This window comes from Paenibacillus sp. J5C2022 (genome assembly GCF_025567625.1).
Taxonomy (GTDB): domain Bacteria; phylum Bacillota; class Bacilli; order Paenibacillales; family Paenibacillaceae; genus Pristimantibacillus.
In genome coordinates, this window is sequence record NZ_JAOQJC010000011.1 from 39,526 (window position 1) to 51,157 (window position 11,632).

Annotated in this window: 13 protein-coding genes and 6 tRNA genes; 16 read left to right on the forward strand and 3 right to left on the reverse strand. The window is 41.1% G+C overall.

Annotated features, from left to right (window positions below):
• Positions 1-516: 516 nt before the first annotated feature.
• Both cmpA and M6D81_RS10795 read right to left on the reverse strand, forming a co-directional pair.
• Positions 517-657, reverse strand: a complete 141-nt coding sequence (cmpA, locus tag M6D81_RS10790; protein ID WP_262677051.1) for a cortex morphogenetic protein CmpA — start codon at positions 655-657, stop codon at positions 517-519.
• A gap of 157 nt (positions 658-814) precedes the next feature.
• Positions 815-1,183, reverse strand: a complete 369-nt coding sequence (locus M6D81_RS10795) for a hydrolase/acyltransferase (RefSeq protein ID WP_262676898.1) — start codon at positions 1,181-1,183, stop codon at positions 815-817.
• 108 nt (positions 1,184-1,291) lie between these two features.
• On the opposite strand from M6D81_RS10795, the gene M6D81_RS10800 reads away from it, so the two are divergent.
• From M6D81_RS10800 to M6D81_RS10870, 15 genes are all read left to right on the forward strand, one after another.
• Complete coding sequence (locus M6D81_RS10800) at positions 1,292-1,771, forward strand: SprT family protein (protein WP_262676899.1); 480 nt, start codon at positions 1,292-1,294, stop codon at positions 1,769-1,771.
• Positions 1,772-1,799: 28 nt separating this feature from the next.
• Positions 1,800-1,875: transfer RNA gene (locus M6D81_RS10805), tRNA-Asn, on the forward strand.
• A gap of 6 nt (positions 1,876-1,881) precedes the next feature.
• Positions 1,882-1,972, forward strand: a tRNA-Ser gene (locus M6D81_RS10810).
• 194 nt (positions 1,973-2,166) lie between these two features.
• Positions 2,167-2,241, forward strand: a tRNA-Glu gene (locus M6D81_RS10815).
• A 51-nt stretch (positions 2,242-2,292) separates the two neighbouring features.
• Positions 2,293-2,368 (forward strand) — tRNA-Lys (locus M6D81_RS10820).
• A 59-nt stretch (positions 2,369-2,427) separates the two neighbouring features.
• Positions 2,428-2,513: transfer RNA gene (locus tag M6D81_RS10825), tRNA-Leu, on the forward strand.
• A 121-nt stretch (positions 2,514-2,634) separates the two neighbouring features.
• On the forward strand, positions 2,635-3,096 hold the full coding sequence (locus M6D81_RS10830; RefSeq protein WP_262676900.1) for a site-specific integrase: 462 nt from the start codon (positions 2,635-2,637) through the stop codon (positions 3,094-3,096).
• 156 nt (positions 3,097-3,252) lie between these two features.
• Positions 3,253-3,459, forward strand: coding sequence for a hypothetical protein (locus M6D81_RS10835; RefSeq protein ID WP_262676901.1), 207 nt, complete (start codon positions 3,253-3,255; stop codon positions 3,457-3,459).
• A 2-nt stretch (positions 3,460-3,461) separates the two neighbouring features.
• Positions 3,462-3,617: a hypothetical protein gene (locus M6D81_RS10840; RefSeq protein WP_262676902.1), complete on the forward strand. Its 156-nt coding sequence runs from the start codon at positions 3,462-3,464 to the stop codon at positions 3,615-3,617.
• Between the two features lie 401 nt (positions 3,618-4,018).
• Positions 4,019-4,981 carry a copper amine oxidase N-terminal domain-containing protein gene (locus M6D81_RS10845; protein ID WP_262676903.1) on the forward strand — a complete coding sequence of 321 codons (963 nt, stop codon included), beginning with the start codon at positions 4,019-4,021 and terminating at the stop codon, positions 4,979-4,981.
• A 70-nt stretch (positions 4,982-5,051) separates the two neighbouring features.
• The gene (locus M6D81_RS10850) at positions 5,052-5,351 is read left to right on the forward strand and encodes a hypothetical protein (protein WP_317259111.1); all 300 of its coding nucleotides are present in this window, start codon (positions 5,052-5,054) and stop codon (positions 5,349-5,351) included.
• 259 nt (positions 5,352-5,610) lie between these two features.
• Positions 5,611-6,153, forward strand: a complete 543-nt coding sequence (locus M6D81_RS10855; protein WP_262676904.1) for an Ig-like domain-containing protein — start codon at positions 5,611-5,613, stop codon at positions 6,151-6,153.
• A gap of 343 nt (positions 6,154-6,496) precedes the next feature.
• The gene (locus M6D81_RS10860; RefSeq protein WP_410795723.1) at positions 6,497-7,417 is read left to right on the forward strand and encodes an IS4 family transposase; all 921 of its coding nucleotides are present in this window, start codon (positions 6,497-6,499) and stop codon (positions 7,415-7,417) included.
• Between the two features lie 136 nt (positions 7,418-7,553).
• Positions 7,554-7,636: transfer RNA gene (locus tag M6D81_RS10865), tRNA-Leu, on the forward strand.
• A gap of 447 nt (positions 7,637-8,083) precedes the next feature.
• On the forward strand, positions 8,084-9,946 hold the full coding sequence (locus M6D81_RS10870) for a leucine-rich repeat domain-containing protein (RefSeq protein ID WP_262676905.1): 1,863 nt from the start codon (positions 8,084-8,086) through the stop codon (positions 9,944-9,946).
• Positions 9,947-10,358: 412 nt separating this feature from the next.
• Here M6D81_RS10870 and M6D81_RS10875 read toward each other — a convergent pair whose 3' ends face one another.
• Positions 10,359-10,526 (reverse strand): hypothetical protein, encoded by a 168-nt coding sequence (locus tag M6D81_RS10875; protein ID WP_262676906.1) that lies wholly within the window; start codon positions 10,524-10,526, stop codon positions 10,359-10,361.
• A 200-nt stretch (positions 10,527-10,726) separates the two neighbouring features.
• Between M6D81_RS10875 and M6D81_RS10880 the strand changes: the two genes are divergently transcribed.
• A complete protein-coding gene (locus tag M6D81_RS10880) occupies positions 10,727-11,335 on the forward strand; it encodes a hypothetical protein (protein ID WP_262676907.1) in 609 nt (202 codons plus the stop codon).
• Positions 11,336-11,632 lie beyond the last annotated feature (297 nt).

Genomic DNA, 11,632 nt, shown 5'->3' on the forward strand with positions numbered 1-11,632 from the left:
AAGTCGGCCCCCTTCTTGCATGAAGGAGGCCGACTTTTTACTGTATATGGATTTTTAGGACGAGCGGACGGGAATCCTCTCCTTTCAATGGAGCAGATGAAAGTCCGCTTTGCCCGAAATCCCTCTTGCGGGGAAACAAGGGCAAACAAATGTGCTATAATTTACTTGTGCGCACCTTGAAAACTGAACATATGCGGTTGTGACAAGAATGGCTTTGTCAAGTAAAATGTTCAAGCTACCCGACGTACTAAGCTGTGAGCGTAACCCGATGCAACGAATAAAGCGAATGTACGCTGTTGCATCAATTGTCAGCAGGCCAGGAACTGGCCTTCAAGGAGGGACGAGGTTACGAGTCCCGATGATTTGAGAAGCTTGTCAATTCATTGACGAGAGGTTCACTTATCGAGATGCTCGATATCATGTTAGCGATATAACCAACCTGATGCTTGCGAAGCGATTCCGCTCTGACAAGCATTCAGATCGCACTTCCTCGAAAGGCTTCGATAGAAGAATTTCTTACGGTATAAACGTTTCACTCTGCTTCTTCGGAGTCTGCTTCGTCCGGTAGAAATACCAGCAATCGTTCAACAGCTTGATCTGCCGCCGGTCCTTCTGCAGGAATGCCCGCATCAGTTGATTGCAAAGCCACTGTGGCATGCGCATCGTCCACCTCCCGCGCCTTAACCTGTTGTTCTATTACCATATGGGCAAGAGAGGGCTTCTGTGCATGTCTGTTGCAAATAACTGTGAATAACTGCTTCTTACAAGCATCTATTTTTCGTGCAGCCTGCATTCCTGTATTGCTCGCCTCAACTTAAAGCCCTGCCTGCTCCTCTTCCTCCAGCTCTTCGTACCATTGCTCCAACTGCGCTTGAAGAGCGCGGATCTCGGTAAGCAGGGAAATAAGAGGGTAGGACTTCTCCTGGATGGAAGCGAAGCTCTGCTCCAGCTCATTCATATAGGTTAGTCCATGGTGGATATTAACGCTCCTGTCATGCAGATCGACGTTGTCGCATTCCGCGATGGCATAAGGCAAGGCTGGAACGCCCTCTGCCGTCAATTTATCGATTTCTTTATGAAGACGCAAGTTCAGCGCACTAAGCTGGTAGGCGTGTGACTGCGGCATCTCCACGAAGCTGATCTCGTCCTGCTGTTTCATTATTACGTAGCGCATCGTTGCCATAATTGTATTGCTCTCCCCTTTACATGAATTGCTTTCGCATCCTGATTCCTACTTGACAGTGTAGCCTATAAAAGCGTTACAATTCAAGTAGTTTGGGGGAGTATAACGATGGATAATAAACAACTGCAGCAATGGGTGGAGCGGGTATCGATGGCATGCTTCGGCAGGCCGTTTCTCCACAGGGCTACATTTAATGCGCGTTTAAAGGCGACTGGAGGACGTTATTTTACGGGCTCGCACGACATCGAGATCAGTCCGCATCAGTTGCAAGCCTTCGGGGCGGAGGAGACGGAGAAAATCATCAAGCACGAGCTGTGCCATTATCATCTCCATCTATTAAACCGGGGATACCGACATCGCGATCAGGACTTCAAGCACTTGCTGGCGCATGTGGGCGGGTCCCGATATTGTCAGACGCTTCCGGAGAGGGCGCAGAGCAAGGCTGTCGCTTACAAATACAAGCTAAAATGCGGGAGCTGCGGCATGGAATATTTGCGCAAACGAAGAATGAATCCTGCGCGCTATGCGTGCGGCAATTGCCGTGGAAAATTAATATTACTTATGCTTGACAATAAGGACAAGGCGTGATAAATTATTAATTGTTCGCTTTGATTGTTCCCTGATAGCTCAGTTGGTAGAGCACACGGCTGTTAACCGTGTTGTCACAGGTTCGAGTCCTGTTCGGGGAGCCATTCTCTGGAGAAGTACCCAAGTGGCTCAAGGGGACCCTCTGCTAAGGGGTTAGACTGCGTAAGTGGTGCGAGGGTTCGAATCCCTCCTTCTCCGCCACATTATTTCCAAGACATCACGAGTAACGGCAGGACCGTTCAGCGGTCTTTTTTATTTGCCTCATGATCTATTGAGGGGATAAGATGCCAAGTGATGGCGGGAAGAAAGCAAGAAAAAATGCTTGCAATATTGAGGACGAGTTGATATAATAAATCTTGTCGCTCAAGAGCGAATGCTGTTGGAAAGTAGAATATGGCCCGTTGGTCAAGGGGTTAAGACACCTCCCTTTCACGGAGGTAACAGGGGTTCGAATCCCCTACGGGTCACCAAACCATTCTTGGAATGAAACAGCTCTTATGAGTTGGTTTCAATCATCATGAGAGCCATTAGCTCAGTTGGTAGAGCACCTGACTTTTAATCAGGGTGTCGAAGGTTCGAGTCCTTCATGGCTCACCAGTTTTCTTCTTTCATGAAGAGGACGGGTATGAATGAAGGATGGCAATAACCCTAAATGTGCGGTAGTGGTGGAATGGCAGACACGCTATCTTGAGGGGGTAGTGGGCGTATGCCCGTGGAGGTTCGAGTCCTCTCTACCGCACCATAACTTACTTTTCAACGATTTATGATGGTGAATTTAGATAGTGTGATTACCTTCACGCGATTCTGATAAATGAAACCACTTTCTATTCAGAACACAATTCTGATTAGGGAGTGGTTTTTTCGTGTTATTACGATTCGCTATTTCTGACTTTAAGGATGTTCGTGAATACCGTAACTTATCCCCAAAAACAATCGCTTCGTATCTGTTGACCTTGAACGAATTTCAAGACTTCTGCGCTTCACAGGAGATTGTTAATGTTCACGATGTTAGGCAGAGTAATGTGAAGTCGTATCTTTTACATTGCCAAAAGGAACGTAACAATAATCCAACCACCCGTAATTCGAAACTCCACACTCTAAAGATTTTCTTTAACTACCTTCAAGAATCGGAAGTAATTGAACCTAAGGCAAATACGATTAAAGGGTTAATGTTCGTCAAAGAGGATATTCAAATTCAAACTTTCAACGACAATCATCTAAAGCAAATGCTAAATTACTATCGGCGTATTAAAGAGCGCTCACGCTCGTTTAACGCCTACAGGAACCACACAATTATCATTTTTCTTTCTCGGGACAGGTTGTAATGCTCAGGCATCGTCAATTGGCTATGACACAGAGGTATGTCAATTTGTTTGCTACAGAATTGAAGGAATTGGATAATAAACACAATCCGCTGAATTCCATCGACTTGTAAGACGGTGAACAACATGGCTAAAGAATAGTTGGAGAATGCGATTAGTATGAAACGCTTAATGTGGGTTATGGACGATGAAACATTTGATCAATTGTTTAAGGTTATGAAAGTCCATTTAGAGTTAGCCAAGGAACATGGGCATAAAGATACTTCAAGAGAGCGTAGACAAGCCATTATGCTTGAAATTGAAGGCCTACGCCAGCAACGTGTAAGAATCATTACAAATTACATCAATTCAAAGGGAGAGATTTAATTTTGGCAGTAGTATTGACTATGACAATGGACGTTGAAGTGAAGGACATGAATGAAATGACCGCCGAAGAAGTTAATGCAATGTTTTTTAACACGATTGACAACGGCGGTAAACAGGGACTTCTCAATTATGTCTGGTTCATGACTCAAGAATCTTGAAGTCAAACTTATGAAGCGTTTGAGTATTACATTCGAAATGATGATGATGCTAAATTGTTCATTGATACTATTTTTGATGGCAGTATTGATGATTTTAGTGGCAATTTACAGCGGTATGTTGATAGGTATATCTACCCTACTGAATTCCAGTGATTTGAGTGCCATTTTGCAGAAGGTCAAGTGAAGCCAAGAAATTACCCATCTATTGATGAATTGATTAAATATTAAATCACTTGATACGAAGTAGAAATATACACTTTTCTAAGAGTGCTTTTTCTTCATTTTTCTACAACTTTTAGACCACTATCCTAATTTATTTCTCATTCCGACATAGTTCGACAGAACTACTTCTGTGATTGTGCTACCATAACAAATGGAGAAATGAATTGGGGGGGATTGGAATGAGAAAATACGCAGTCGGTTTTATTGCTGGAGCCTTACTAATGACTAGCGTTACAGTCTTTGCTGAGTCCGCGAAGGAGTATATTTTAACAAAGTTAAAATTTCCAGTGTTAGTTAACGGAAAAGAGTTTAAAAATGATGACCTTCCCTTCATGAATTACAATGGGAATACATATGTGCCGCTTAAAATTACAGGAGATTTGTTGGGTGCTCCTGTGAAGTGGAACGAAGAATTAAAGAGAGTTGAAATCGGAACTCGAGTTCCGATTGAAAAAGATGATATAGAGGTATTAGAAGAATATATGGAAGATGGAGAGCACCCTGCAATTAGATTTAAAAATGAAATCTATCTTTCGCTTCGAGATGGTGCTAGAGAATATGAAGTCTTTCCTATTTGGAATGATGAAACGAAGTCCATATCATTCGAAAATTCAGATGTTACACTGTTTATCAGTGATAAACCTGAAATTAATACCGACGGATTCCTATATAATGGAATTTCATACATAAAAGAAAGTAAGTTCATACTATCTCATAACCAAGTCAAAGCAGTCAATAAAAAAGCTGAGGATAAGTTACTAGAACAACAAAAAAATGATTTAGTAAAAATTGAAAAGGAATATCCTAATTTCAAGTCACTTTTTAAAATTGAACATAAAACATTAACAACAGAAAATACTGTATATGTTCATGCTAATGCTCATGGAAGTAGTGCAGAGGATTTAGAAGATTTTTTCGAATATCTAAATCAATTAGGCGATTTGAAACAGAAGCTCATGGAGAAATTTTCTGTTGAGATACAGAAGCAGAATCCAGACTATCCATTGGATATTAGATTCAACTACTATGGTGCATATAATCACTTTCTAGCAGACATTACTGTAAATATGGAGGGTACAATTGAAAATGCATTCGTAATGGAAATAGCTAATCCTAACCCAGACTCTTCAATATTAAATTAACCTCAATTTCAACCGCCAATCAACGGCGGTTTTTCTTTACCCAAAAACCAAAATAATAGGAGCAATCACAATGACAAATTTAGAACGCTTACAGCTTGAAACAAAAGGAATCATACTCTTGCCAACTGAATTATCCATCTACCTCGCTGAATCAGGTTTAACTGATACAGATGGATACGATCCTCAATCTAATTCAAACAAACGTAAAATCTATTCAGCAGCATTGGCTATTCTTAATAGTGTTGCAAATAACCCGACTCATGAAGAACTACAAAGAGGACGATATTTCCGTTTCAGATTTTGCAGAATCGCTTCAAAACCGCATAGACCAGTTAGAACGTCAAATTCGCATGATGTCGGTATCCGATGATTCAAGTACTACAAATACTTTTATGCTTTTCAATTTATAAGGTGGGTGCTATAAATGGTCAATTTGGTTAATCTATCCGATACAACTGACTTTGAGTTCTTACTTTCTGAAATGGGTAGCAATGTAGTTGTCAACGAATCATCTACAACAACACGAGCCATTATCACGAATACGAATATGGAACAGAATTACGACGATAAGAAATTTCCTCGCTCTCTAATTTGCATCGTGGTGACGTAGTGGATTATGCTGGACAGCGGTGTATGATCATAACCGAGCATCATCAAAGCGATATAACAAATTCAAAGGGATTATGCGACTACTTCCTCATACCATCATTATCAATTCACAATGTCGATTCTACGCTCTGGATTGTTATATTACTGTTGGTAATTTAGGCGTATCATCTGGACAGGTGTTATCTATCGCTGACGGTACGATACAAGTTCATTTATCAAATAGAACAAATGAACTGAACGTTAAAATTGATGATAGGTTCTTTGTTAATGGTCAGGTGTTCAAGGTAACTGGGATAGATGATTTCAGCAGGGAAGGAATCGTCAATCTGACTTGTGAGAAAGATTCGATTAATACAGTCAATGATGATGTTGTTAATGGAGTAGTAGGGGGCAATGCTTGTAAAGTCGATATTACGGATGGCGCTCCTGTTGTCTTTAGATCGAATGATGAATCTATTGCTACTGTAGACGCTAGAGGGCTTGTTACAGGCGTTAGTATTGGTCAGGTAACAATGCATCGAGAACGCCACAAATGCCCATATAAGCGATGTAGTGACGGTTAACGTTGAATCTGTACCTCAGTCATATTCAATGTCAATTAAATATACAGTAAGTACGCCATACGAGATAAAGAAAAACTTGACGAAGGAATATTACATTGAAGTCATGGAGGGATCGAACATCATCACTGGAGAGACAGTAACATGGGAACTGTTTGCTGATGACCAAGTTAGTCCAACAACATTAGCGGTATTTACAAGCCAAATCGGAACAGGCTGTATTGTTAAAAACAATAACGTGACATCGGGCTATGTTCAATTGAAGGCAACTTTAGTAAGCGATTCAATCGTTGCATGGAATAGGATGCAGATGAAGGGACTGTACTAGACCACTATCTTATAAATTATCCCACGCCAAGCTGATTATTCAAAGTTCTCGAAGAAAGCCAAGGCGGTACCTTTCGAATTGTTCAAAAAGTTGTTTCAACTCGTGTTGCAGAAATGTAGTCGGCAAACGCGGCGACAATTGAAACTGCCCAAGGAGTTGCTGCTCATTGATTCGACTACTATCACTGTGGGGAAAACCCGTTTGCCCTGGGCTCCTTTCCATGGTGAACGAGCTGGCATCAAGCTACACGTGGCCTTTCACCCCTCCAGCGGTCAACCCTTAAACGTAGTGGAGACGGAAGGTTTGCGGCATGATGGACCGGTGGGCGAACAACTTGCGAACGACGCATTTATTCTTGTTCAAGACCGAGCATACGGAAAGATCGAGCGCTTCGATCGTTATCTTGCCGAAGGCCAATCCTTCGTCATTCGCTTAAAAGATAACGTCCACCTTGTAAACCCGCATGCGTTACGTCGACAGAAGATTGAACATTCTACAGTTGTCCGTGATATCACTTGTCAACTCGGGAAAAAGCAGTGTCGTTCGGAGAAGCGTCACCGCGTCGTTATATTTGATGATGGACATGGACATGACATTCGGGTCGTCACAGATATGAGGACGATTTCGGCCGAGCAAGTCGCCGACATATACAAAGCGCGTTGGCAAATAGAACTGTTTTTTCGTTGGATCAAACAACACTTGAACGTTCCGTCTATATTCGGTACGTCTGAAAATGCAGTGTACGGCCAACTCTACGCCGCATTAATTGTTTATGTCCTTGTTAGGTTCCTATTCGATACTGGATGTTCTATTGTTCCTAAGCATGCTGCACTTACGTTCGTACAATTCTCTCGTCTTCTGTTGCTCGACAAACTACCAAGCATCTGGCTTGTAAAGTTAGCCGTACTTAAGGATTATCGACGCTTGTTTGCTATTTAATAAACCGCATTTTCTTGTAAATCAACAGGCGTGAAATTATCCTGCACATTCTACTTCAGAGCTAGGACACTATATAATATGGGTAGTAGTTCTGAATAGAAAGTGTTCAATCGTATGAAAAGCCTTGTGGCTCTAAGCGGTAGTGGTGGAATGGCAGACACGCTATCTTGAGGGGGTAGTGGGCGTATGCCCGTGGAAGTTCGAGTCCTCTCTACCGCATACATCGAAAAGTCCTTGCGAAGCAAGGGCTTTTTTTCTTTAGTCAAATCAAAATCGAATGCGAGAAATTGATCGTATAGCTCACATTGTTCACATTTTCAACTAGCCTGATCCTTGCTGACATGGTGAAACAGTACGGCGGTAACTGTATCCGCTGTAACGCTACGTATTATGGCGGAAGTGGCCAATTGCTTGGAATGATGCACCGTGGCGACAAGAGTATCTTTCCTGATGTTCTGGGCAAAACGGGGTACAGGCCGCACCTTTATCGCCGTGCTGAACGGGTTGGGATCGAGAGGCAAGAGAAAGTTGACATTTGAGTTATTGGCTAATAAGCTTAATTGAGAATAAATCGGATAGATTGGAAACATATTATATTGTTTTTTCGTTATACAAAAGAAATGATAGAATTTATTTCAAAGTTAAGAATACTCGGAGGGGCGGCCGGTGGAATTTATCAAATTAAATTGTCCAAATTGTAATGGGAAAATTGAAAATAAAAAAGGAAAAACATTCAAATGTCCTTACTGTGAAACGGAATTATTGTTGAAGGAGAACAACGTCTATTTTGTTAACCAATCGATCAATAACTACTACGGGACAGCTCCCGCTAATACGACTGTACAACCAAAGACGAATGTAATGACGGTATTCATTGTGGCGCTCGTATTGATTTGTTCAATAGCCGGTTATTTCCTTTGGACCAGCAATCAATCGGAAAATAGCAGCGATGTAAAGTTATCGATTCGATCCATGCCTGAGAGCGAAGTCCTCCTGTTTTTTTTGAAAGATATTCTCAACAAAGGTGCTGCTATGCCTACAGAAGAAGAAATCGCAAGTATCCGTTATTTGTCTACTCGCAAATATGAAGATCAGTGGCACTTTGCATACAGCTTTGACGATCCGTTTACGAATGAGCAAGCTAACATTTCCGATTATGTCATTACGGATAAGATACTGAATACACAAAGAATCGAACAAAAAGACTTTGAGGCATTTAGCGGACTAACGGGGTTAAATTTTATGAACGAATACGAAGTCTCACAAAGTCAGAAAGTGAGTTTTCGACACTTGAAAGGGTTAAAAGGTTATACGGGCGCTTTTAACGAATCATTTAGCTCGTTTGCACATTATTTTGGCGATAAAGCTAAAATAGTAGAACTCACAACCCAAATTCGAAGCAATGCGGAAATGGCTTTATTGTTAGAGTTTCCGAATTTACAATCGCTTGAAATTACATATGTCGATGAATCCGTTACAGACTTCCATCTCCTGAATCAGCTGCCGTTAAAATCATTAGGAATATCGTATATCAATGATATAAAGTGGTTGTCTTCATTAACCGGTTTAGAGTCTTTGACGGTAAATGATAGCGAAGCAACAGATTTCAGTTCACTTTATTCACTAAGTCAATTGCAAGAGTTGAAGCTTTCGTTTGTAAAAAATTTAAAAACGCTTGATTTTATTCAAAACATGCCTATCTTGCAATCGCTCGATATTCAGAATGCCCCCATTACGAATTTAGAACGCCTTAGAAATAAGCAATCTTTGACGAAGCTGCGTGTATCATCTCTAAGTCAATTAGAATCTGTTGATGTTGTGAATAGCTTAACTTCACTGACCGATTTATCAATAACTGGTTATTATGGATCTGAATCGACATTCGCGTTGTCGAATTTAAAGAAAGCTGAATTATCAACTTCTTTTCTAACAAAGTTAGAGGCGCCTGCTTTAAAATCTTTAACTATTAATAAACTAAGCAAAGATTTGAATGGAGCAGATTTAGTGAAGTACCCGCAGTTAGAACAACTTTCAGTGATGAAAGGAACCTTTAAAGGTATCCATTCGTTAAATAGTTTACCTAGTTTGCAAACATTAAATCTAAATGAGACGGCTATTTACGAGGAAACGAGTGCAGTTTTCAATTTGCAGCATGTAACAACGATAAATTGTTATAAATGTGAACTCGAATTTAATGATCAGGATCTGCTTTCAAATAACACACTGGAACATTTAACTTTGAATCACGCCTATTTTCAAATCGGTAATGAGAATGTAAAAGAAATGGATAACGTGATGCCTCACTTTGCTAATTTGACGGGCTTGCGTTCATTTACGATGCAAGACAATTCGCTCCAATCGTTGGATTTTATGAAAAATTGGCAACAAATTGAGGTGCTTCATTTAGAAAATAACGCTATTTCAAATGTAGAGCCTCTGGTGAATCTGAAGAAATTACAAAAAGTATATATTTTAGGGAATCAAGTGCAAAACATATCTGTTCTTGATAATGCAGTTTTGATTTATTGAGATAACTACGGTATCCCCAAACAAGGCGTTTATTAAAGATGTTGTAAGTCCGACCAATTTTAACATTGAAGGAATCGTGGATGCGGAGCTGGAACGAAGTGTTGGATGACACGACACGAAAGGTATGCGGATGCTTTGGAACATGTACAGAAAATCGATCCTTATCTTGAGGGGGGAGTGGGCGTACGTGTGGGTTCGAGTCCTCTCTAACGCATACAACGAAAAGTCCTTGTTTATCGAGGGCTCTATTCTTTTTATAAGCCCCGGCGCGTAATTATCGTCGGGGCTTATAAATGCTTGCTAACGTATTTGCTCTTGGGGATTGAGTATCTTAATCGATGCGGGAGCTTCTTTCTGCATGGATTCAATGATGAAGCCTCTTTTAAATCATATAAACCGGTTGCTATTTTGTCTACAGCACCCCTACTACCGGAGGGATTTCTTCTTTTTCGGTTCTTTCCTTCAGCAATGCGTTGAATGCTACGGCAGAGCCTGCAGCTACAATGATTGCAGCAACCAGGGCAATGCGGTCTGCATTTAGCCCGTGGGTTGTTTTTGTTTGTGTTTTTGTTTTTTTCATGACTGCCTCCACAGATCGATTTTCCACGAACGAATTAGGTTCTCCCTCCGATATAGTATGTGTCATCCTGGGTGATGGTGTAGCCGATACACAGCGTACAACAAAATGATTAATCGTAGACGATCAATATGAAATTACTCATCTCTATCAATCTTAGGTCTCGAACTACCGATATGCGGTAGAGGAGTTTAAAATAAGGCTTGTTGAGAGCGACTGGGGGATTTAAAGGAAGAATTATTTCCCCGGATGAATACAACATTTCAACAATTTCAATTGAGGTGAACCATGTGAAGAAAGTAATTTTGGGTTTTGTCGCAGGAGCTTTATTGGCTACGGGAGGTACTGTAGTTGCAAGCTTGGTATTCGATAGAGTGCCTGCAACGGTGAAAGCGGACTATACAGTAAAGCTTGACGGACAAGATGTCGTGCTGGAGAAAGCGCCGCTTGCTTATGACGGTTCGGCATATTTGCCGCTTCGAAAGATGGCGGAGATAGCCGGTAAACATGTGGATTTTCAGGATAGCGTCATTGGATTAACCACCATTGTTGATGAAGAGAAGGTAGCTCGGGAAGCATATCTGGAAGAAATGAATAAGCATGTGTCCAAGTGGTATGATGAGAAAACGAAGCAGCAACAGATAATGAAAAGGAAACTATTGTTGGCAGCAGGTTTGGAAACAAGTACGGAAGAAGAACTGGTTAAATTTAAGTCAGAAGAAGAAAAAAACATGCAAGCAATAGATGATGCCATGGATCAACTTAGAGATTTGCTGGAGCAAAACCCGCAATATGCGGAAGTCGAACAATGACCAATAGTTGAAAATAAACGTTACTACTTAGGTGCTAAAGCGAATAAGGGCTTATCGCTCAAAATGATCACATAGACTCGGAAAAGAAGTGGGAATTGTGGGCTTTCGCTCATTTTGGTCACATAGCCCCGCCAAGCCGCCTAAAAGTAGAAGCTATCGTTCAAGGGCTACATGCCCCGTCAATCCCATCTTGCCTTGTCGCCTGACAAATGATGCGATTGAACTGTCAGATTTAAAAATGTACATTACTTATTCGGGGCTTTAGTACAAGTCATGAATGGGTCTAAGTAGTAACCA